The 21,425-nt window shown below is 62.3% G+C and carries 18 protein-coding genes; 8 read left to right on the top strand and 10 right to left on the bottom strand.

Translation table 11 applies throughout. From position 1 onward, the window contains the following. The first annotated feature begins 126 nt into the window (after positions 1–126). From V6607_RS19345 to V6607_RS19310, 8 genes are all read left to right on the top strand, one after another. Positions 127–975: a transporter substrate-binding domain-containing protein gene (locus V6607_RS19345; protein ID WP_003207992.1), complete on the top strand. Its 849-nt coding sequence runs from the start codon at positions 127–129 to the stop codon at positions 973–975. Positions 976–1,027: 52 nt separating this feature from the next. Then, positions 1,028–1,690 carry an amino acid ABC transporter permease gene (locus tag V6607_RS19340; RefSeq protein ID WP_003207993.1) on the top strand — a complete coding sequence of 221 codons (663 nt, stop codon included), beginning with the start codon at positions 1,028–1,030 and terminating at the stop codon, positions 1,688–1,690. Positions 1,691–1,699: 9 nt separating this feature from the next. Next, entirely contained in the window at positions 1,700–2,362 is a 663-nt protein-coding gene (locus V6607_RS19335; RefSeq protein WP_003207996.1) for an amino acid ABC transporter permease, read from the top strand. Continuing rightward, positions 2,359–3,144, top strand: a complete 786-nt coding sequence (locus V6607_RS19330) for an amino acid ABC transporter ATP-binding protein (RefSeq protein WP_003207998.1) — start codon at positions 2,359–2,361, stop codon at positions 3,142–3,144. The genes V6607_RS19335 and V6607_RS19330 overlap by 4 nt, the downstream gene beginning before the upstream one ends. Before the next feature lie 23 nt (positions 3,145–3,167). After that, positions 3,168–3,557: a RidA family protein gene (locus tag V6607_RS19325; RefSeq protein ID WP_003208000.1), complete on the top strand. Its 390-nt coding sequence runs from the start codon at positions 3,168–3,170 to the stop codon at positions 3,555–3,557. Positions 3,558–3,726: 169 nt separating this feature from the next. After that, a complete protein-coding gene (locus tag V6607_RS19320; protein WP_003208002.1) occupies positions 3,727–4,491 on the top strand; it encodes an IclR family transcriptional regulator in 765 nt (254 codons plus the stop codon). Between the two features lie 9 nt (positions 4,492–4,500). Next, positions 4,501–5,709 (top strand): amino acid deaminase, encoded by a 1,209-nt coding sequence (locus tag V6607_RS19315; RefSeq protein ID WP_102369341.1) that lies wholly within the window; start codon positions 4,501–4,503, stop codon positions 5,707–5,709. Positions 5,710–5,838: 129 nt separating this feature from the next. Then, positions 5,839–6,747, top strand: coding sequence for a sugar kinase (locus tag V6607_RS19310; protein WP_003208005.1), 909 nt, complete (start codon positions 5,839–5,841; stop codon positions 6,745–6,747). A 124-nt stretch (positions 6,748–6,871) separates the two neighbouring features. On the opposite strand, the gene V6607_RS19305 is transcribed toward V6607_RS19310, so the two are convergent. The 10 genes from V6607_RS19305 to V6607_RS19260 all read right to left on the bottom strand — a co-directional run bounded on the left by V6607_RS19305 (position 6,872) and on the right by V6607_RS19260 (position 21,379). Beyond that, entirely contained in the window at positions 6,872–7,147 is a 276-nt protein-coding gene (locus V6607_RS19305; RefSeq protein ID WP_010173346.1) for a peptidylprolyl isomerase, read from the bottom strand. A gap of 42 nt (positions 7,148–7,189) precedes the next feature. After that, entirely contained in the window at positions 7,190–9,727 is a 2,538-nt protein-coding gene (locus tag V6607_RS19300; RefSeq protein ID WP_023658930.1) for a PAS domain-containing protein, read from the bottom strand. A 135-nt stretch (positions 9,728–9,862) separates the two neighbouring features. Beyond that, positions 9,863–11,821, bottom strand: a complete 1,959-nt coding sequence (locus tag V6607_RS19295; RefSeq protein ID WP_134326863.1) for an acetoacetate--CoA ligase — start codon at positions 11,819–11,821, stop codon at positions 9,863–9,865. Between the two features lie 169 nt (positions 11,822–11,990). Then, complete coding sequence (locus V6607_RS19290) at positions 11,991–12,764, bottom strand: 3-hydroxybutyrate dehydrogenase (RefSeq protein ID WP_008436986.1); 774 nt, start codon at positions 12,762–12,764, stop codon at positions 11,991–11,993. A gap of 7 nt (positions 12,765–12,771) precedes the next feature. Next, positions 12,772–14,163, bottom strand: coding sequence for a GntP family permease (locus V6607_RS19285; protein ID WP_102606532.1), 1,392 nt, complete (start codon positions 14,161–14,163; stop codon positions 12,772–12,774). A 296-nt stretch (positions 14,164–14,459) separates the two neighbouring features. After that, on the bottom strand, positions 14,460–15,857 hold the full coding sequence (locus tag V6607_RS19280) for a sigma 54-interacting transcriptional regulator (protein ID WP_134326862.1): 1,398 nt from the start codon (positions 15,855–15,857) through the stop codon (positions 14,460–14,462). Continuing rightward, positions 15,854–17,425, bottom strand: a complete 1,572-nt coding sequence (locus tag V6607_RS19275) for an ABC transporter ATP-binding protein (RefSeq protein WP_134326861.1) — start codon at positions 17,423–17,425, stop codon at positions 15,854–15,856. Before V6607_RS19275 ends, V6607_RS19280 begins: the two co-directional genes overlap by 4 nt. An 11-nt stretch (positions 17,426–17,436) precedes the next feature. Beyond that, positions 17,437–18,459, bottom strand: a complete 1,023-nt coding sequence (locus V6607_RS19270) for an ABC transporter permease (RefSeq protein ID WP_003208019.1) — start codon at positions 18,457–18,459, stop codon at positions 17,437–17,439. Further along, positions 18,459–19,520, bottom strand: coding sequence for a microcin C ABC transporter permease YejB (locus V6607_RS19265; protein ID WP_003208021.1), 1,062 nt, complete (start codon positions 19,518–19,520; stop codon positions 18,459–18,461). Before V6607_RS19265 ends, V6607_RS19270 begins: the two co-directional genes overlap by 1 nt. Beyond that, positions 19,520–21,379: an extracellular solute-binding protein gene (locus V6607_RS19260; protein ID WP_003208022.1), complete on the bottom strand. Its 1,860-nt coding sequence runs from the start codon at positions 21,377–21,379 to the stop codon at positions 19,520–19,522. The genes V6607_RS19265 and V6607_RS19260 overlap by 1 nt, the downstream gene beginning before the upstream one ends. Positions 21,380–21,425: the final 46 nt, after the last annotated feature.

Below are 21,425 nucleotides of genomic sequence, written 5' to 3'. Positions count from 1 at the left end.
ATTTAAAAAGAAATTAATCCGGCAATATTTTTATGTTACTGCGTGTGGCACACTTTCTGCTGTCTATTCCGTTGTTACATACTAAGTTCCGGTATAGCGGAATACACAACTCCTGGAGTGCTTGTCATGCATCACCGACCTTCCGTGTTCAAAGCGTGTGTTTTTCTCTTCGCCGCATCGGCTTCCCTCGCCAGCGTAGTGCAGGCGGCGGACAGCAAGCTCGATACAGTGCTCAAGCGTGGGCACTTGATCGTGGGTACAGGCAGTACCAATGCGCCGTGGCACTTCCAGGGAGCGGATGGCAAGTTGCAGGGTTTTGACATCGACATCGGCCACATCGTGGCCAAGGGTCTGTTCAATGACCCGAGCAAAGTCGAATACGTGGTGCAGTCTTCCGATGCCCGCATTCCCAACCTGTTGACCGACAAGGTCGACATGAGCTGCCAGTTCATCACCGTCACGGCAAGCCGTGCGCAGCAAGTGGCCTTCACCCTGCCGTACTACCGCGAAGGCGTGGGCCTGCTGCTGCCGGCCAACAGCAAATACAAAGAGATCGAAGACCTGCAAGCCGCTGGCGACAGCGTCACCGTGGCCGTGCTGCAGAACGTCTACGCCGAAGAACTGGTGCACCAGGCATTGCCCAAAGCCAAGGTCGACCAGTACGACAGCGTCGACCTGATGTACCAGGCCGTGAACTCCGGGCGTGCCGACACCGCCGCCACCGACCAGTCCTCGGTCAAGTACCTGATGGTGCAAAACCCGGGCCGCTACCGCAGCCCGAGCTACGCCTGGAGCCCGCAAACCTATGCGTGCGCTGTCAAGCGTGGCGACCAGGACTGGCTGAACTTCGTCAACACCGCCCTGCATGAAGCCATGACCGGTGTGGAATTCCCGATGTACAAGGCCTCGTTCAAGCAATGGTTCGGTGTGGACCTGCCAGAGCCTGCGATCGGTTTCCCGGTTGAGTTCAAGTAATTCGTAAACCCTGGGGCGTCGCTGACGGCGCCCCAATCAGGTACTGCCGACCATGAACTATCAGTTGAACTTTGCCGCTGTGTGGCGCGATTTCCCCAGCTTGCTGGCGGGGCTCGGCCTCGGCCTTGAACTGGCACTGCTGTCCATCGCCATCGGTTGCGTGATCGGCCTGTTGATGGCGTTTGCGATGCTGTCCAAACACCGTGCGCTGCGCATCGTGGCCTCGGTGTATGTGACGGTGATCCGCAACACCCCGATCCTGGTGCTGATCCTGTTGATCTACTTCGCCTTGCCCAGCCTGGGTATCCGGCTGGACAAGATCCCTTCGTTCATCATCACCCTGTCGTTGTACGCCGGTGCCTACCTCACCGAGGTCTTTCGCGCAGGCCTGTTGAACATTCCCAAGGGGTTGCGTGAAGCGGGCCTGGCCATTGGCCTGGGCGAGTGGCGTATCCGCGCGTACATCACCGTGCCGGTGATGCTGCGCAACGTGCTGCCGGCGCTGTCGAACAACTTCATTTCGCTGTTCAAGGACACCTCCCTGGCCGCCGCGATCGCGGTGCCGGAGCTGACCTATTACGCCCGCAAGATCAACGTCGAAAGCTACCGGGTGATTGAAACCTGGATGGTCACGACCGCGCTCTACGTGGCTGCCTGTTACCTCATTGCCATGCTGCTCCGTTACCTGGAACAGCGTTTGGCAATTCGCCGCTAAGGAGCGCCCATGTACGAATCCCCCAGCTGGCTGCATGAGTTGTGGATCGCCCGGGAAACCCTCTGGGCGGGGTTCCAGACCAGCGTCTACTGCTCGGCCCTGGCCATTATCTTCGGCACCCTGATCGGCATCGTCGCCGGCTTGGTACTGACCTACGGCAAATTCTGGATGCGCGCACCGTTTCGCCTGTACGTCGACCTGATCCGCGGTACGCCGGTATTTGTGCTGGTATTGGCGTGCTTCTACATGCTGCCGGCGCTTGGCTGGCAGATCACTGCGTTCCAGGCCGGTGCCGTGGGCCTGACGCTGTTCTGCGGCTCTCACGTTTCGGAAATCGTGCGCGGTGCATTGCAGGCCATTCCCAAGGGGCAACTGGAAGCGGGCAAGGCCATCGGCCTGACCTTCTATCAATCCCTGGGCTACGTGCTGTTACCCCAGGCGCTGCGGCAGATCCTGCCGACCTGGGTCAACTCGTCCACCGAAATCGTCAAGGCTTCCACCTTGCTGTCGGTGATCGGCGTGGCCGAGCTGCTCCTCAGCACCCAACAGGTCATCGCCCGGACGTTCATGACCCTGGAGTTCTACCTGTTTGCAGGCTTTATGTTTTTTGTCATCAACTACGCCATCGAATTGTTGGGGCGTTACATTGAAAAGCGGGTGGCGTTGCCATGAACCAACTCTCAAAAGAAAGCCAGCCACTGCTGAACATTCGCGGCCTGCGTAAACAGTACGGCCCGGTGGAAGTGCTCAAGGGCGTCGACCTGAGCATGCAGCGCGGCAACGTCGTGACGTTGATCGGCTCCAGCGGTTCGGGCAAGACCACGCTGCTGCGTTGCGTCAACCTGCTGGAAGAATTCCAGGGCGGCCAGATCACCCTCGACGGCGAATCCATCGGCTACAGCGAGGTCGGCGGCAAGCGCGTGCGCCACCCGGAGCGGGTGATCTCCCAGCATCGCGCAATGACCGGCATGGCCTTCCAGCAGTTCAACCTGTTCCCGCACCTGACCGCCTTGCAGAACGTCACTCTGGGCCTGCTCAAGGTCAAGAAGATGGGCAAGGACGAGGCGGTTGCACTGGCGGAAAAATGGCTGGATCGTGTCGGCCTGCTGGAGCGCCGCAATCACTTCCCGGGCCAATTGTCGGGCGGCCAGCAACAGCGCGTGGCGATTGCCCGGGCGATTGCGATGAACCCGAGCCTGATGCTGTTCGACGAAGTCACCTCGGCCCTGGACCCGGAACTGGTGGGCGAAGTGCTCAGCGTGATCAAGGGTTTGGCGGAAGAGGGCATGACCATGTTGCTGGTCACCCACGAAATGCGCTTTGCCTATGAGGTCTCGGACAAGATCGTCTTCATGAACCAGGGCCGCATTGAAGAACAAGGGCCGCCGAAGGACATTTTCGAACGCCCGCAATCGCCGCGACTGGCGGAATTTCTCAAGAACATTCGTTTTTAAATCATCACTTCAGGAGATCCATTATGAGCATTACTCGTTACGGCACCGGCGCCACTGCAGGCGGCGGCCAGCCTCGTCCTTTCGCCCGCGCGGTGGAAGCAGATGGCTGGTTGTACGTGTCGGGCCAGGTGCCGGCGGTGGACGGTGAAATCATCACGGGCGGGATCGTCGAGCAGACCCACCAGACCATGCGCAACGTGGTGGCGATTCTCGAAGAAGCCGGCTACGCCCTTGAAGACGTGGTGCGCGTCGGTGTATGGCTGGAAGACCCACGGGACTTCTGGAGCTTCAACAAAGTCTTCGGCGAATACTTCAACCCGGAACATGCTCCGGCGCGGGCGTGTGTGCAGGCGAACATGATGGTCGATTGCAAGGTTGAGATCGATTGCGTGGCCTACAAGAAAAAAGGCTAAATGCCCGTCTCTTGAGACCACAGGAGACCCAATGTGGGAGCGGGCTTGCTCGCGAAAGCGGTGGATCAGTTGTAGATGTATTCACTGACACACCGCTTTCGCGAGCAAGCCCGCTCCCACAGGGGGTCTGTGTTGATAGCTACATCTTCAAACGGGACCGACGACTGCCATGACCGAAGACACCATCAAACGCCGCGCCAAAGGCCTCGACCGGGCGTTCGATATCCTCGATTTCCTCAAGGAAATCGGCCAGCCCCTGCGCCCGAATGACATCGCCAGCGGCATCGGCAGCCCCAAATCCACGGTCTACGAATTGGTGGCCTCGCTGCTGGAACGGCGCATCCTCGAAACCGTCGGCAAGGACGGTCACGTCTACCTCGGCCGTCAGCTGTACTTCCTCGGCCAGGCCCACCTGCGCCATTTCGACCTGACCCGCGAAGCCGACCACGCCCTGCAGGAAATCGTCAGCCAAACCCACGAAACCGCCCAGATGTGCCTGCTCAATGGCCGCAAATACACCGTGGCCCTGATGCGCGAAGGCGAGCGGCATTTCCGCATTTCCTCAGACATCGGCGAGAACGCGCCGATCCCCTGGACCGCCTCCGGCCGCCTGCTGCTGGGCCACCTGAGCGACCAGCAAATCATCGACCTGATCGACTACGACGACTTCATCCTCCCGGACGGCCAACGCCTGCCTCTGGAAACCTTCCTCGGACAAATCCGTCAGGCCACCCTCGACGGATTCTTCTCCTTCGACAGTGTCGCCGACACCTTTACCCACTGCTTTGCCGCCCCGGTTCGGGACGCCCAAGGCATCAGCATTGCGACCCTGTGCATCGTTGCCCCACGGGCCGATGCGATCAAAAACTACAACGACTACCGCCGGGTGCTGATCGACAGTGCGAACAACCTGGCCCGTCGCATCAACGAATAGGAAACCCTTATGTCTGCCTTCAATGCCGTTGAAAAAGGCGCCGCCGCCGTCGGTGCACATCTGGTCCGTGACGTCAGCCTGCCGGCCCTGGTGTTGCACCGCGACGCCCTGGAACACAACATCCGCTGGATGCAGGATTTCGTCAGCAACAGCGGTGCGCAATTGGCGCCTCACGGCAAGACCAGCATGATGCCCGCTCTGTTCCAGCGGCAGATCGAGCAGGGCGCCTGGGGCATCACCCTGGCCAACGCCGTGCAGACCCGCGCCGCGTATGCCGGTGGGGTTCGCCGGGTGTTGATGGCCAACCAACTGGTGGGCGCGCCGAACATGGCGCTGATCGCCGACCTGCTGGCCGACCCTGAATTCGACTTCCACTGCATGGTCGACCACCCGGACAACGTCGCCGACCTGGGCCTGTTCTTCGCCGCCCGTGGCCTGCGCTTGAACGTGATGATCGAATACGGCGTGGTCGGCGGGCGTTGCGGTTGCCGCACCGAACAACAGGTGCTCGACCTGGCCAAGGCGATCAAGGCCCAGCCTGCGCTGGCCCTCACCGGCATCGAAGGCTACGAAGGGGTGATCCATGGCGAGCACGCCATCAGTGGCATCCGCGAATTCGCCGCCTCCCTGGTACGCCTGGCCGTCGACCTGCAAAACAGCGGCGCCTTCGACCTGGCCAAGCCCATCATTACCGCCTCGGGTTCGGCCTGGTACGACCTGATTGCCGAATCCTTCGAAGCCCAGAACGCCGCCGGCCGCTTCCTCAGCGTATTGCGCCCGGGTAGCTACGTGGCTCACGACCACGGCATCTACAAAGACGCGCAGTGCTGCGTACTGGACCGTCGCAGCGACCTCAACGAAGGCCTGCGCCCGGCGCTGGAAGTCTGGGCCCATGTTCAATCGCTGCCGGAGCCGGGCTTTGCGGTGATCGCCCTGGGCAAGCGCGACGTCGCCTACGACGCCGGCCTGCCGGTGCCGCTCAAGCGCTACAAGGCTGGCGTGCTGCCAGCCGAGGGTGATGACGTGACCGCGTGCAAGGTCACCGCCGTGATGGACCAGCATGCGTTCATGGTCGTCGCACCGGGGGTTGAGCTGCGCATTGGCGACATCATCTCCTTCGGCACATCCCACCCGTGCCTGACCTTCGACAAGTGGCAAGTGGGTAATCTGGTGGATGAGCAGTTGCAGGTGATCGAAAGCCTGCATACCTGCTTCTAGACCGAGTCGCGCCTTTCGCGAGCAAGCCCGCTCCCACATTCGACCGAGTTCCTTCAGTTGAAATGCATTCAAATGTGGGAGCGGGCTTGCTCGCGAAGAGGCCCTCCAGTACATCGAGAGACCCCAGGCATGAACACAAAACCCCGCATCGCCCTCATCGGCGAATGCATGATCGAACTGCAACACCGCGCCGACGGCAGCCTGCAACAAAGCTTCGGCGGCGACACCCTGAACGCCGCCGTCTACCTGCGCCGCGAGCTGGGTGAACCGAGCACCGTCGACTACGTCACCGCCCTGGGCGATGACAGCTTCAGCGATGCCATGTGCAAGCACTGGGCCGAAGAAGGCCTGGGCCTGGGCATGGTCCAGCGCCTGCCCGGGCGCCTGCCGGGTTTGTACTGCATCCAGACCGATGCCAACGGCGAGCGCAAATTCCTCTACTGGCGCAATGAAGCGGCCGTGCGCGACTGCTTCACCACACCGGCGGCCGAGCCGATCCTGGCAGCGTTGCCGACGTACGACGTGGTGTATTTCAGCGGCATCACCCTGGCGGTGCTGGGCGAAGTGGGCCGTGCGCGCCTGCTGGAAACCCTGGTCGAAACCCGCAAGCGCGGCGGCAAGGTGGTGTTCGACAACAACTACCGGCCACGCCTGTGGGCCAGCGTGGACGCCGCACGCGCGGCGTATCACGCGGTGTTGGCCGAGGTAGATATCGCCTTGCTGACCGAGGATGACGAGCGGGCGTTGTTCGGCTATGAAGACAGCGAGCAGGTGTTTGCGGCGTACCCGACGATTGCCGAGGTGGTGCTCAAGCGCGGGGCGGATGCGTGTTTGATTCGCTGGGAGGATGAGCGGTTCGAGGTGCCGGCGCTGGTGGTGGAGAAGGTGGTCGACACTACGGCGGCGGGGGATTCGTTCAGTGCGGCGTACCTGGCCAGTCGGCTCAAGGGCGGCTCGCCGCAGGATGCAGCACTGGCCGGGCATCGGCTGGCGAGCCGGGTGATTCAGGTGCCAGGTGCACTCATTCCTCGAGACTGACGCTGATCGGCTGATCGTTCCCACGCTCCGCGTGGGAATGCAGCCAGGGACGCTCTGCGTCCCAAGAGCGGACGCAGAGCGTCAGGTGAGGCATTCCCACGCGGAGCGTGGGAACGATCAGCCATCAATCGCGGTAAAACACTTGCACCAGGTGATACCCGAACTTGCTCTTGATCGGCCCATGAACCACCTTCACGGGCTTCTTGAAGATCACCGCATCAATCACCCCCACCATCTGCCCCGGCCGCACTTCACCCAAATCACCGCCGCGCTTGGCGGAAGGGCAGGTGGAGTACTTCTTGGCCAACACATCAAACGCTTCGCCCTTGGCAATACGCTGCTTGAGCTGTTCGGCTTCCTCACTGGTTTTCACCAGAATGTGACGGGCTTGGGCTTTCATTGATCGGTCCTGATGTGAAACGGCGCGCGATTATGCCTGAAGTCAAGCCTCTGAGCTGATCATGCTGCGGATTTTGTTGGCCAGCAGGTCAATCGAAAACGGCTTGGCCACCATGTCCATGCCTTCCTCCAGGAACCCCTGGCGCTCGGCGGCTTTCTCGGCGTAACCGGTCATGAACAGCACCTTCAGGTCCGGCCGGTGTTGCCGGGCGATTTCCGCCAGTTGCCTGCCGTTCATCCCCGGCAAGCCCACATCAGTCACCAGCAAATCCACGCGCAAGTCGGACTCCAGCAACGGCAGCGCCGCCCGTGCATCCGCCGCCTGGTGTGCGGTGTAGCCCAGTTCATCCAGCACATTCACCACCAGCATCCGCACTGCCGGGTCGTCCTCGACCACCACCACGGCTTCGCCTTCCAGCGCTACCGGGGCTTCGCCCTGGGTAGCGGGCGTGGTCCGCTCCAGTGCCGTGCCATGCAGGCGCGGCAGGTACAGGCGCACGCAGGTGCCCTGGCCCGGTTCGCTTTGGATGGTCACGTGGCCGCCGGATTGCTGTGCAAACCCATAGATCATCGACAGCCCAAGCCCGGTACCCTGGCCGATGGGCTTGGTGGTGAAGAACGGGTCGAAGGCCTTGGCGAGGATTTTCGCGGTCATGCCGGCGCCGTTGTCGCTCACGCCGAGCATCACATAGTCGCCGGCCTTGACCGGTTCCAGGGTGGTGATGTCGGTGCCGTCGAGGTAGCTGTTGGCGGTCTCGATGCACAATTGCCCACCGTCGGGCATCGCATCGCGGGCGTTGATCACCAGGTTGAGCAGGGCGTTTTCCAGCTGGCTGGCGTCGGTGTTCACTGGCCACACGTCGGTTCCCAGTTGCACCTTGAGTTCGATGTGCGCGCCCTTGGTGCGGCGGAACAGGTCTTCCAGGGACGCCACCAATTGATTCGGGTCGACCGGCTTGCGGTCCAGGGATTGGCGGCGGGAGAAGGCCAGCAGGCGATGGGTCAGCGCAGCGGCGCGATGAGCCGAGGATACGGCGGCGTCGGTGAAACGGCCGATCTCGTCGCTGCGCCCGGCGGCGATATAGCGTTGCATCAGGTCCAGGCTGCCGATGATCCCGGTGAGCATGTTGTTGAAGTCATGGGCGATGCCGCCGGTGAGCTGGCCGACCGCTTCCATCTTCTGGGCATGGCGCAGGGCGTCTTCGGCACGCTCGCGCTCGAACATCTCGTTTTGCAGGCGCTGGTTGGCTTCGGCCAGGGCCTGGGTGCGCTGGCTGACGCGCTCTTCGAGGTTTTCGTTGAGGTGGCGCAGGGCTTCCTCGGTCAGTTTGCGCTCGGTCTCGTCGATCACAAAAATATAGAAACCGTTGACTGAACCGTCAGCGCTGAAACGCGGCAGGTACTTCATCAGCGCGTGGCGTGGCCGCCCGTCATGGTGCGGGGTGACGGTAACGAAACTGCAGGCCTTGCCCTTGAGCGCCGCCTCGATCTTGTCGACGCGCCCGGCATAGATTTCGTCGCCCACGACTTCGCGGATGCTCTTGCCGTACAACTCCTGCGGGGTCATGCCGTACCATTCCAGATAGGCACTGTTGTTCAGGCGAAAACGCTGCTCGTGGTCGACATAACCGATCAACACCGGCATGGCGTTGATGATCAGTTGCAGCTCGGTCTGGCTTTGGCGCAGGGCCTGTTCGGTGTGCTTGCGTTCGGTCAGGTCGAGGGCGGCGCCGAGAAAACGCGCCGGTCGGCCATGGTGGTCCTTGTAGCAGCGGCCCCGGGCAAACACCCAGCGCACTTCGCCGTCGGCGCGCTGCAGGCGGTATTCCTCGGCGTACTCGGTGCCGTGGGTGATGCAGTGCTTGATGCTGCGGGCCACCATGCCACGGTCTTCGGGGTGCACGCCTTGCAGGTAGTCGCTGATGGGCAGCAGGTCGGCGTCGCACGGGTCAACACCGTGCAATTGGGCGAAATGGGCGTCGGCGATAAAGCGGTCTTCGCCGATATCCCAGTCCCAGGTGCCCACGGCATCGGTGGCGGCCAGGGCCAGCTGCAGGCGCTGCTCGGTGTTGCGCTGGGCCTTGAGGCTGTTTTCGGTGCGCTGCTGCAGTTCCAGGGCGATGCGCCGGCGCTCGTTGGTTTCGATGGCGGTAATCAGGATCCCGGCGACCTCGCCGCGCTCATCGCGAATCGGGCTGTAGGTCAGGTCGAGCCAGATCTCGGTGTCGCGGTCGTTGCGCTGCAGGACGAAACGCTGCTCGGTGAAGGTGCGCACCTGGCCCATGAGGACGGCGCTGTAGATCGGGTCGGTAAACGGCTTGAGCTCAGGCCAGATCAGGTCAGCCGGTTGGCCGAAGGCGGCCGGGTGCTTGTTGCCGGCCAGCATTGCGAAGCCGTCATTGTAGATCTGGGTGAGTTCGGCACCCCACAGCAACAGCATCGGCATCGGTGAATGGATCACGATGTCCACGGCTGTACGGAGGCTTTGCGGCCAATCAATGGCGTCACCGAGGGGGCTTCGTGCCCAGTCCAGCCGCGCAATCAGTGCTGCGGCCTCGCTGCCGGTGGGTGATACGTTCATGTAAATGCCCTGCGCGTAACGCTTGAAGAATGACAAAAGCCGATTATCCCGTGAGGAGTGATCGGCTTTCCACCCTCGAAAAATAGCATGCTTGAGGGGTTTGTCTTCAAATGAGTGCTTAAAGGCTAAAACGTTTCATCTTTCTGCCAGCTCCGGGCGATCACGAAATTGCTCCAGCGCTTCGGGGTTGGCCAGTGCGTCGGTGTTCTTGACCGCCTCCCCATGCACCACGTTGCGCACCGCCAGCTCGACGATCTTGCCGCTGATGGTGCGCGGGATATCCGTCACCGCGAGGATCTTCGCCGGCACGTGGCGCGGCGTGGTGTTGGCGCGGATCACCTGGCGGATCTGCTGCTCCAGGCCGTCGTCCAGTTCGATGCCATCGTTGAGGCGCACAAACAGCACCACCCGCACGTCATCCTGCCAGCGTTGGCCGATGGCCAGGCTTTCCAGGACCTGAGGCACTTTTTCCACCTGGCGATAGATCTCTGCGGTGCCGATGCGCACGCCGCCGGGGTTGAGCACGGCGTCCGAGCGGCCATGGATCAGCAAGCTGCCATTGGGTCGCTGTTCGGTGTAGTCGCCCTGGGCCCACACGCCCGGGAACTGGCTGAAATACGAGGCCCGCAGTTTTTCCTGGTGCGGGTCATTCCACAGACCGATAGGCATTGCCGGGAAGTGCCGGGTGCACACCAGTTCGCCTTTTTCGCCCACCAGCGGGTGGCCCTGGTCGTCCCACACTTCGATAGCCATTGCCAGGCTCTTGCACTGCATCTCGCCACGCCGCACCGGCAGCACCGGGTTGCCGATCACAAAGCAGGAGACGATGTCGGTACCGCCGGACATCGACGACAGGCACATCTGCGGCTTGATCTCGCGGTACACGTAGTCGTAGCTCTGGGGCGACAGCGGCGAGCCGGTGGAGATCAAACCCTTGAGACTGCCCAGGTCGTGACTCAGCCGCGGTTGCAGCCCGGCCTTTTCCAGGGTGGCGAGGAACTTCGGGCTGGTGCCGAACACGCTGATTTTTTCCTGGTCGATCAAGTCCATCAGGCGTTCCGGACCCGGGTGAAACGGTGAGCCGTCATACAGCACCGCCGTGGCGCCGATGGCCAGCACCGACACCAGCCAGTTCCACATCATCCAGCCGCAGGTGGTGTAGTAGAACAGGCAGTCATCCCGGGACAGGTCGGCGTGCAGGCCGTGCTCCTTGAGGTGGGTGAGCAGTACGCCGCCGGTGCCGTGGATGATGCACTTGGGCACGCCGGTGGTGCCGCTGGAATAGAGGATGTACAGCGGATGATCGAAGGGCACGGCGACGAAATCGGGTTCGCCGCCGGGGCTGTAGAAGGCGTCCCAGAGCGCGACGTTGGCCCGGGTCTGATAATCCTCGGGACGCGCCTGCGGGCGGGCATACGGCACGATGATCAGCTGTTGCAGGGACGGCAGCCGCTGGAGGATTTCGTTGAGCTTGCTGCTTTGGTCGATGACCTTGCCGGCGTAGCGGTAGCCGGCGCAGGTGATCAGCACCTTGGGTTCGATCTGGCCGAAGCGGTCGATCACGCCCTGGGTACCGAAGTCCGGCGAAGAGCACGACCAGATGGCGCCGAGGCTGGTGGTGGCGAGCATGCCCACCAGGGTTTGCCAGGTGTTGGGCATGCACGCGGCCACCCGGTCACCGATGCCCACACCGGCCCCCCGCAGGCTGCGTTGCAGGCCGGCGACATGGCGGGCCAGTTCGGCGTAGGTCAGTTGCTCGCGCTGGCCGTCTTCGCTGATCGCGACCACGGCGGGGTGATCGTCGCGGCGGCGCAGCAGGTGTTCGGCAAAGTTCAGGGTAGCGCCGAGAAACCACTGGGCGCTGGGCATCTCGGCGTCTTCGATCAGCACCGCGCTGGGCGGCGTGCGGAACTGCACCTCAAAAAACTCGACAATCGACTGCCAGAAGTCCGGGCGCTGGTCGATGCTCCACTGGTGCAGGGCCGGGTAGTCGCTGATCTGCAAGGCATGGCGATCATTGATGAAGCGCCGGAACTGGTCCATCCGGGTGTTGTGGATGCGTTCGGGGGAGGGTTGCCAGAGTATTTCGGACATAAGGAAATCTCTTTTTTATTATCTGATCTATCTAACGACACCGATCAAAATGTGGGAGCGGGCTTGCTCGCGAATGCGGTGGGTCAGTTCCAGATGTGTTAACTGATACACCGCATTCGCGAGCAAGCCCGCTCCCACATTTGAGCTGCGGTGTCTTGGGAATCGTCGTTTACTGGGCCAGCCAGCCACCGTCGATATTCCACGCCGCGCCCCGCACCTGGCTGCCGGCTTCGCTGCACAGGAACAGCACCAGCTCCCCCAATTGCGGCGGTGTCACGAACTCCAGCGACGGCTGCTTCTCCGCCAGCAAATCCTGCTGCGCCTGCTGCGGGTCAACCCCGCTGGCAATGCGGTCATCAATCTGCTTCTGCACCAGCGGCGTCAGCACCCAGCCCGGGCAGATGGCATTGCAGGTGACATTACTCTGGGCTGTTTCCAGGCCCACCACCTTGGTCAGCCCGATCACCCCGTGCTTGGCAGCGACGTAAGCCGCCTTGCCCACCGAACCCACCAGCCCATGCACCGAGGCGATATTGACGATCCGCCCCCAACCCTTGGCTTTCATGCCCGGCAGGCTCAAACGCGTGCTGTGGAACACCGACGACAGGTTGATCGCAATGATCGAATCCCAGCGCTCCACCGGGAATTCGTCCACCGGCGCCACATGCTGGATCCCGGCGTTGTTCACCAGAATGTCGATGCCGCCAAACTCGCGCTCGGCGTAGGCGATCATCTCGGCGATCTGCGCCGGGTCGCTGACGTCGGCCGGATGATGCCCGACCTTGCCGCCGAAGGCCTGCACCTGGGCGATCACCGCGCTGGCATCGCCGAAGCCGTTGAGGATCAGGTTGGCGCCGGCCTTGGCCAGGCTCAGGGCAATGCCCAGGCCGATGCCACTGGTGGAGCCGGTGACCAGGGCGGTCTTGCCGTTCAATGTCGTCATATCAACCTCACACAATGCCGGTGGCGTAGAAAGTACCAATCACCACGAACACCGCGAGGGTCTTGATGATCGTGATGCCGAAAATATCTTTATAGGCTTCGCGGTGGGTCAGCCCGGTGACCGCCAGCAGCGTGATCACGGCGCCGTTGTGGGGCAGGGTGTCCATGCCGCCGCTGGCCATGGCCGCGACCCGGTGCAGTACTTCAAGGGGGATATTGGCCGCATGGGCCGCTGAAATAAAGCTCTCCGACATGGCCGCCAGCGCGATGCTCATGCCGCCCGAGGCGGAACCGGTGATGCCGGCCAGCAGGGTCACGGTAATCGCTTCGTTGACCAGTGGGTTGGGAATGCCCTTGAGCCAGTCCGCCAGCACCAGGAAGCCCGGCAGCGAGGCGATCACCGCACCAAAACCGTATTCCGAAGCGGTGTTCATCGCCGCCAGCAGCGCGCCGCTGACCGCGCTCTTGCTGCCCTCGGCGAGCTTGCTGCGAATCGCCGAGAAGCCGAACACCAGCACCACGATAATCCCCACCAGCAACGCCGCCTGCACCGCCCAGATTGCCGTGAGCTTGGCGACTTCGGTCTGCACCGGCGCGCTCATGCCCGGCAGACTGAGGGTGTGGGTCTTGCCGTACCACAGCGGAATCCAGTGGGTGAACAGCAGGTTCATGAGGCCCACCAGCAGCAGCGGCGACAGGGCGATCCATGGGTTGGGCAGCTTGATGTCTTCGGCGGTTTCCGGCTCGTTGCGCAGCTCGGTCCCATAGCCTTCACCGGCGCGCTGGGCCTTGTTGCGCTGGCGGGCCAGGTACAGCATGCCGGCGCAGAACACGAAGATGGTGCCGATCAGCCCCAGCCACGGCGCGGCCCAGGCGGTGGTGTTGAAAAAGGTGCTGGGGATGATGTTCTGGATCTGCGGCGTGCCGGGCAGGGCGTCCATGGTGAACGAGAACGCGCCGAGGGCGATGGTCGCCGGCAGCAGGCGCTTGGGGATATTGCTCTGGCGGAACATCTCGGCCGCAAACGGGTACACCGCGAACACCACCACGAACAGCGACACGCCGCCGTAGGTCAGCAGGGCGCACACCAGCACGATCACCAGCATCGCCTGGCGGGTGCCGAGCAACTGGATCGCGGCGGCGACGATGGAGCGCGAGAAGCCGGAGATTTCAATCAGCTTGCCGAACACCGCGCCGAGCAGGAATACCGGGAAATACAGCTTGAGGAAGCCGACCATTTTTTCCATGAACACCCCGGTGAACGCGGGAGCGACGGCGGAAGGGTCGGTGAGCAGCACGGCGCCGAGGGCGGCGATGGGGGCGAACAGGATGACGCTGTAGCCACGGTAGGCGGCCAGCATCAGCAGCGCCAGGGCCGCTAGGGCAATGATCACACTCATGGTGTGTCTCCATCTGATTGTTATTTTTGTGGGGGTGAGGCGGTGGGGAGGGGCTTTAGCGAGATGTGTGCCAAGTTATTAACCTGTTGAAATATATAGAGAAATTCTTGATCTGTGAGAGCGTTCTCAGGTTTTGTCCCGAATTTGAGACTGTTGGAGATCAAATGTGGGAGCGGGCTTGCTCGCGAATGCGGTGTATCAGGCAGTAATTCAGGCACTGACACACCGCATTCGCGAGCAAGCCCGCTCCCACATTGGATTTTCTCTGTATTTGGAATTGTGTCTCTTTTTTGAGATTATGCGATGCCCAGCGCAACCATTTTCTTGTACAAGGTCGACCGGCCCAGCCCCAGCCGCTTCGCCGCCTCCACCACATTCCCTTCACACGCCTTCAACGCCGCCCCAATCACCTGCCGATCAAACCGCTCCCGGGCCGCGCTGAAACTCTCGCCCTCAACGGTCTCTACCGAACTCTGCTCAACCGGGCTGAATGTACCAATTGCTGCGCGAATTTCACTGGCATCCAGCACCAGGTCATCACTCAACAGTGCCGCCCGCTCCAGCACATTGCGCAGCTCGCGGATATTCCCCGGCCACGCATGCTGCGCCAATAACGCCAAGGCCTCGCGGTCCAGCTCATGCTGGCTGCGCAACTCCTCCAGAATCGCCTCGCTCAACGCCGGCAAATCATCCAGCCGCTCGCGCAGCGGCGGTACCTGGATCGGCAGCACATTCAGCCGGTAATACAGGTCCGCCCGAAACTCCCCGCGCTTGATTGCCGCTTCCAGGTCCATGGACGTGGCCGCAATCACCCGCACATCGCTGTGGATCATCTCGTTGGAGCCCACCGGCTCGAACTCTTTCTCCTGCAACACCCGCAGCAATTTGCTTTGCAGTGGTAGCGGCATGTCGCCGATCTCATCCAGAAACAGCGTGCCGCCCTGGGCAATCTGCAACTTGCCGGGGCGGCCCTTGCGGTCGGCGCCGGTAAACGCGCCGGGCGCGGTGCCGAAGAATTCCGCCTCCAGCAAATCATGCGGGATGGCTGCGCTGTTGATGCTGACGAAAGCTTTATGGGCGCGAGGCGATGCACCATGAATCGCCTGGGCCAGCAGCTCCTTGCCGGTCCCGGTTTCCCCCAGCAGCAACACTGGCGACTCCGCGCTCGCACTGCGCCGCGCCCGACGTTTGACTTCCAGGCTGGCCGCGCTGGTGCCGATAAAGTGCGCGAAGTTGTATTTACTCTGCCGCGACCTCAGCAGCGACCGAGTGGAAGCCAGTTCCTGCTGCATGCTCAGGTAGCGCTCGATCAGCGGCGACAGGTTGCGCAGCTCATCAAACAACGCAAACCCGATGGCGCCGATCACCTTGCCGGCGTCGTCATGGATCGGCAGGCGCATCACCACCAGCGGGCCTTTGGGCGTGTCCTGAATATCCAGCAATATCGGCTGGTCGTTACGCACCACCTGGCGCAACAGGCTGTTGGAAATCACCTGCTCGCAGGGTTGCCCGATGGCTTCGTCGGCGCTTTTCAGGCCGAAGCGCTTGGCGTAGCGCTCGTTCATCCAGACGATGTTCGCGTCACCGTCGACAATCACCGTGCCTTCGCTGGACTGCTCGATGATCTCGAACAGCGACTGGATCGCCAGGCCGCGAACGTATTGGTAATCCTTGAGGCTGCCAGTGGTGCTCATGGGTGCGCCGCCGCGAGGAGTTCCCGGGTGTAAGGGTGTTGAGGCGCGGCAAACACTTCATCGCTGGGCCCGTGTTCCACCACCTTGCCGTCCTTGATCACGATCATGTCGTGGGCCAGGGCCCGCACCACCGCCAGGTCATGGCTGATAAACAGGTACGTCAGGCCGTACTTTTCCTGCAACTCAAGCAACAGGGCGACCACCTGTTTCTGCACGGTACGGTCTAGTGCAGAAGTGGGTTCGTCCAGCAGGATCAGCGCCGGCTTGAGCACCAGCGCACGGGCGATGGCGATGCGCTGGCGCTGGCCGCCGGAGAATTCATGGGGGTAGCGATGGCGGCTGGCAGGGTCCAGGCCCACGTCTTCCAGCACGCGAATCACTTGGGCTTCGCGGTCCTTGAGGCTGCACGGCGCATGCACTTCCAGGCCTTCGCTGATGATCTGCGCCACCGACATCCGCGGGCTGAGGCTGCCGAACGGGTCCTGGAACACCACCTGCATCTGCTTGCGCCACGGTTGCATCTGCTTTTGCGTCAGGCCGTCGAGGGCCTCGCCCTGGAAGCGAATCGCGCCGCTGGAATCCAGCAGCCGCAGAATCGCCTGGCCCAGGGTGGATTTGCCCGAGCCGGACTCGCCGACAATCCCCAGTGTCTTGCCGCGCTGTACCTCCAGGCTGATGCCATCCACCGCTTGCAGGTACTGCTTGCGCCGGAACAGTCCGCCGCCCAGCGGGAACTGCACACTCAGGTTATCCACCTGCAACACCGTCTCCCGCGCCTCGTGATTCAAGACGATGCCTGCCGGTTCAGCATCCAGCAGCAGGCGGCTGTAAGGGTGCTGCGGGGCGCAGAACAGGGTTTCGCAATCCGCCTGTTCGACAATTTCCCCGGCCTTCATCACGCACACCCGCTGGGCAATGCTGCGCACCAGGTTGAGGTCGTGGCTGATCAGCAGCAGCGACATGCCCAGGCGTTGTTGCAGGGACTTGAGCAGCAGCAGGATCTTGCGCTGCACCGTCACATCCAGTGCAGTCGTCGGCTCATCGGCAATCAGCAGTTCCGGTTCACAGGCCAGGGCCATGGCGATCATCACCCGCTGGCGCTGGCCGCCGGAGAGTTGGTGGGGGTAGGCCTTGAGGCGTTCCCGGGGCTTCTGGATGCCCACCAGTTCGAGCAATTCGAGGATCCGCGCCTGGGCCTGTTTGCCGCTCAGGCCCTTGTGCAACAGCAGGGTTTCGCCGATCTGCTTCTCGATGCTGTGCAGCGGATTCAGGGACGTCATCGGCTCCTGGAAGATCATCGCAATCCGGTTGCCCCGCAGTTTTTGCAGGGTGGCGGGCGAGGCGCCGAGCAGTTCCTGGCCGCGATAGCGCACCGAGCCGGTGGTTTCGGTGCCGGCTTCGGGCAGCAGTTGCAGGATCGAATGGGCGGTCACCGATTTGCCCGAACCCGACTCGCCCACCAGCGCCAGGCACTCGCCGGGGCGCACGTCCAGGCACAGCTTGCGCACCACGGTCTGGCCGTTGAAGGCGACACTCAGGTCGCGAATCTCGATCAGGTTTTCAGTCATCTCAACGGCCTTCATGAGCGTGGGTCGAAGGCGTCACGCAACGCCTCGCCGATAAACACCAGCAACGACAGGATCAGCGCCAGGGTGAAAAACGCGGTCAGCCCCAGCCACGGCGCTTGTAGGTTCTGCTTGCCCTGGGCGATCAGCTCACCCAATGACGCGCTGCCGGCGGGCATGCCGAAACCGAGGAAATCCAGGGCGCTCAGGGTAGAAATCGCCCCGGTCAAAATGAACGGCAGGTAGCTCAGGGTCGCGGTCATCGCGTTCGGCAGGATATGCCGGCGGATGATCTTGCCGTCCCCCAGGCCCAACGCCCGCGCGGCCTTGACGTACTCCAGGTTGCGCCCCCGCAGGAACTCGGCGCGCACCACGTCCACCAGGGCCAGCCAGGAAAACAGTGCCATGATCCCCAGCAGCCACCAGAAATTCGGTTCGACAAAGCCTGACAGGATGATCAGCAGGTACAGCACCGGCAGCCCGGACCACACTTCCAATATTCGTTGCCCGAGCAAGTCGACCCAGCCGCCGTAATATCCCTGCAACGCACCCGCCGCGATTCCGATGGCGGCGCTGATGGCGGTGAGAGCCAGGGCAAACAGGATCGACACCCGGGCACCGAAGATCACCCGCGCCAGCACGTCGCGGGATTGGTCATCGGTGCCCAGCCAGTTCACGCTGGAGGGCGGGCTGGGGGCAGGGCGGGTCAGCTCATAGTTGGGCGTGTCGTCGCTGAACGGGATTGGCGGAAACAGCATCCAGCCGCCGTCCTTCTTGATCAGGTTCTGCACGTATTCACTGCGGTAATCCGCCTGGAATGGCAATTGCCCGCCGAACTCCTGCTCGGTGTAGCGCTTGAACACCGGGAAATACAGTTCGTTCTGGTAGCTGAGCACCAGGGGTTTGTCATTGGCGATCAACTCGCCGCCGAGGGTCAGGATAAACAGGCCGATAAACAGCCACAGCGACCACCAGCCGCGACGGTTTTTCTTGAAGCGTTCAAAGCGCCGACGGGCCACGGGAGAGAGCTTGAGCATCAGGCGTTCCTCGCGGCGAAGTCGATACGCGGGTCCACCAGGGTGTAGCAGAGGTCACCGATGAGTTTTATCAAAAGGCCAAACAGCGTGAAGATAAACAACGAACCGAACACCACCGGATAGTCCCGTGAAACTGCAGCTTCGTAGCTCATGCGACCGAGGCCGTCGAGGGAGAAGATCACCTCGATCAGCAGCGAACCGGCAAAGAACACCGCGATAAATGCCTGGGGAATCCCCGAGATCACCAACAGCATGGCATTGCGGAACACATGCCCGTAAAGCACCCGGCGTTCACTCAAGCCTTTGGCCCGGGCGGTGACCACGTACTGGCGGGTGATTTCATTGAGGAACGAGTTTTTGGTGAGGATGGTCAAGGTGGCGAAGCCGCCGATCACCAGGGCGCTGACCGGCAGTACCAGGTGCCAGAAGTAATCGGCGATCTTGCCGACGGTGCTCAACTGGTCGAAGTTTTCCGAGACCAGCCCGCGCACCGGGAACCAGTTCAACGAAGTGCCGCCGGCGAACACCACGATCAGGAACATCGCAAACAGGAACGCCGGCATCGCATAGCCAATCACGATCGCGGTGCTGCTCCACACATCAAAACTGCTGCCATGGCGCACCGCCTTGCGAATGCCCAGCGGGATCGACACCAGGTAGGTGATCAAGGTGGCCCACAGGCCGAGGGAAATGGTCACCGGCATCTTTTCGAGGATCAGGTCGGTCACGCTTTTGCCACGGAAGAAGCTGTTGCCGAAGTCCAGCTGGGCGTAGCTCTTGAGCATCAGCCACAGGCGTTCCGGCGCGGGCTTGTCGAAGCCGTATTGTTTTTCGATGTCCTTGATCAGTTTCGGGTCCAGGCCACGGCTGGCCCGGGAGCCGCTGCTGAGGCTTTCGGCAGACGAGCCGCCGACGCCACCGCCACCGATGCCTTGCAGGTGGGCGATGGCCTGTTCCACCGGCCCGCCGGGCGCGGCCTGCACGATAACGAAATTCACCAGCAGGATAATCACCAGGGTGGGAATGATCAGCAGCAGGCGCCGCACGATATAGGCAAACATCAGCGGGCTCCCGGGCGTTTGGTCAGTTCGGCTTTCATCTGTTCATTGGTCAGCGGCGTGGGGCTGATTTCCCACCAGGTTTCCAGGGCCTCATCGGTCTTGGCTTCCACGGCCGGGCGGCCGAAGCGGTTCCACCACGCGGCGGAGGTGCCCGGCGGGTAGTAGTTGGGGATCCACAGGTAATTCCATTGCAGCACGCGGTCCAGGGCGTGGGCGTAACTGAGCATCAGCGACTGGGTATCGGCCTTGACCAGGCCGTTGATCAGGCTGTCGACGGCCGGGTCTTTCAGCACCATGTAGTTGTTGGCGCCGGTATCAAACGCGGCGGCCGAACCGAAGTAGTTGTACAGCTCCATCCCCGGCGAGGTGGTAACCGGGAAGCCGGTGACGATCATGTCGTAGTCCCGGGCCATCAGGCGGTTGACGTATTGCGAGGAGTCAATGCGGCGGATGTTGAGGGTGATGCCGATCTGCGCCAGGTTGCGCTTGTACGGCAACAACAGGCGCTCAAGGCCGTTCTGGGCGTTGAGGAAGGTGAACTCCAGCGGCTCGCCCTCGGCATTCACCAGCTTGTCACCGTCGGGCTTCCAGCCGGCCTGTTCCAGCAGGGCCAGGGCTTGCAGCTGCTTGTCGCGGATCATCCCGGTACCGTCGGTGGTGGGGGCCTTGAACACCTGGGTGAAGACTTCGTCGGGAATCTGCCCGCGCAAAGGTTCCAGAATCGCCAGTTCCTGGGCATCCGGCAGTTGGGTCGCCGCCAGCGGGCTGTTGGAGAAGAAGCTCTGCTGGCGGATGTACATGTTGCGCATCATCTGCCGGTTGGCCCACTCGAAGTCCCACAGCATGGCCAGGGCCTGGCGCACGCGGCGGTCCTTGAACATCGGTTTTTGCACGTTGAATACGTAGCCCTGGGCCGGCTGCGGTGCCTCCTTGGCCAGGTGCGCGCGTTGCAGGCGGCCATCATCGAGGGCCGGGCCGTTGTAGCCGATGGAGTAGCCGGTGGCGGAGAATTCGCGGTTGAAGTCGTAGGCACCGCCCCGCAGGACCTGGCGCGCGACTTCGGTGTCGCCGAAGTATTCCAGGCTCAGGTGATCGAAGTTGTACAGGCCACGGCTGATGGGCAGGTCCTTGCCCCACCAGTTCGGGTCACGCTTGAACGTGATGGTGTTGCCGGCATCCACCTTGCTGATGGTGTAGGGGCCGCTGCCGAGGGGAATCTCGTAGCCGCCGCCGTCGGCGAAGTTGCGGGTCTTCCACCAATGTTCGGGGAACACCGGCAGGGTCGCGACATCCAGGGGCAGGGTGCGGTTTTCATTGCTTGCGAAATCGAAGCGCACCTGGCGCGGGCCTTCGACTTCGACGTGTTTGACGTCGGCGAACAGCGTGCGGTAGCGCAGGCTGCCCTGGGTCATCAGCAGGTCAAAGGAGTAACGCACGTCTTCGGCGGTGATCGGTTGGCCATCGGCGAAACGCGCCTTGGGGTTCAGGTAGAAACGCAGGGACAGACCGTCGTCTGACCGCTCCATCTTTTCCGCCACCAGGCCGTAGACCGTGTAGGGCTCGTCCAGCGAACGCAGGGCCAGGGGCGAATACAGCCAGCCATCGACCTGGCTGACCCCGATGCCTTTGTCGCCATAAGGCAGTACATGGTCGTAGCGCCCGATTTCGATCGCCGAACGCCGCAGGCTGCCGCCCTTGGGGGCATTGGGGTTGGCGTAGTCGAAATGGGTGAAGCCGGGTTGGTATTTGGCCGGCTCGCCGTACACGGTCAATGCCGATTGCGGCGCGGCGATCACGGCGGTGCTGGCCAGCAACAGGGCCAGGGTGGAGCAAAACAGGGTAGAAAAAGCGACTCGCATTATCAGCCTTGGGCGCCGGGTGAAGAGGTAAAGGGATTTGTACGCT

The sequence above is a fragment of the Pseudomonas sp. KK18 genome (genome assembly GCF_037094675.1).
Lineage (GTDB): Bacteria > Pseudomonadota > Gammaproteobacteria > Pseudomonadales > Pseudomonadaceae > Aquipseudomonas.
This window is presented reverse-complemented; position numbering and strand designations above follow the sequence as displayed.

Bases quoted from the DNA above. Each gene is read 5' to 3' on its own strand.
- V6607_RS19275 (WP_134326861.1), bottom strand. From the start codon at position 17,425: ATGACTGAAAACCTGATCGAGATTCGCGACCTGAGTGTCGCCTTCAAC.
- V6607_RS19290 (WP_008436986.1), bottom strand. From the start codon at position 12,764: ATGACGACATTGAACGGCAAGACCGCCCTGGTCACCGGCTCCACCAGT.
- V6607_RS19315 (WP_102369341.1), top strand. From the start codon at position 4,501: ATGTCTGCCTTCAATGCCGTTGAAAAAGGCGCCGCCGCCGTCGGTGCA.
- V6607_RS19320 (WP_003208002.1), top strand. From the start codon at position 3,727: ATGACCGAAGACACCATCAAACGCCGCGCCAAAGGCCTCGACCGGGCG.
- V6607_RS19305 (WP_010173346.1), bottom strand. From the start codon at position 7,147: ATGAAAGCCCAAGCCCGTCACATTCTGGTGAAAACCAGTGAGGAAGCC.
- V6607_RS19285 (WP_102606532.1), bottom strand. From the start codon at position 14,163: ATGAGTGTGATCATTGCCCTAGCGGCCCTGGCGCTGCTGATGCTGGCC.
- V6607_RS19265 (WP_003208021.1), bottom strand. From the start codon at position 19,520: ATGTTTGCCTATATCGTGCGGCGCCTGCTGCTGATCATTCCCACCCTG.
- V6607_RS19335 (WP_003207996.1), top strand. From the start codon at position 1,700: ATGTACGAATCCCCCAGCTGGCTGCATGAGTTGTGGATCGCCCGGGAA.
- V6607_RS19260 (WP_003208022.1), bottom strand. From the start codon at position 21,379: ATGCGAGTCGCTTTTTCTACCCTGTTTTGCTCCACCCTGGCCCTGTTG.
- V6607_RS19310 (WP_003208005.1), top strand. From the start codon at position 5,839: ATGAACACAAAACCCCGCATCGCCCTCATCGGCGAATGCATGATCGAA.
- V6607_RS19330 (WP_003207998.1), top strand. From the start codon at position 2,359: ATGAACCAACTCTCAAAAGAAAGCCAGCCACTGCTGAACATTCGCGGC.
- V6607_RS19325 (WP_003208000.1), top strand. From the start codon at position 3,168: ATGAGCATTACTCGTTACGGCACCGGCGCCACTGCAGGCGGCGGCCAG.
- V6607_RS19300 (WP_023658930.1), bottom strand. From the start codon at position 9,727: ATGAACGTATCACCCACCGGCAGCGAGGCCGCAGCACTGATTGCGCGG.
- V6607_RS19295 (WP_134326863.1), bottom strand. From the start codon at position 11,821: ATGTCCGAAATACTCTGGCAACCCTCCCCCGAACGCATCCACAACACC.
- V6607_RS19280 (WP_134326862.1), bottom strand. From the start codon at position 15,857: ATGAGCACCACTGGCAGCCTCAAGGATTACCAATACGTTCGCGGCCTG.
- V6607_RS19345 (WP_003207992.1), top strand. From the start codon at position 127: ATGCATCACCGACCTTCCGTGTTCAAAGCGTGTGTTTTTCTCTTCGCC.
- V6607_RS19340 (WP_003207993.1), top strand. From the start codon at position 1,028: ATGAACTATCAGTTGAACTTTGCCGCTGTGTGGCGCGATTTCCCCAGC.
- V6607_RS19270 (WP_003208019.1), bottom strand. From the start codon at position 18,459: ATGCTCAAGCTCTCTCCCGTGGCCCGTCGGCGCTTTGAACGCTTCAAG.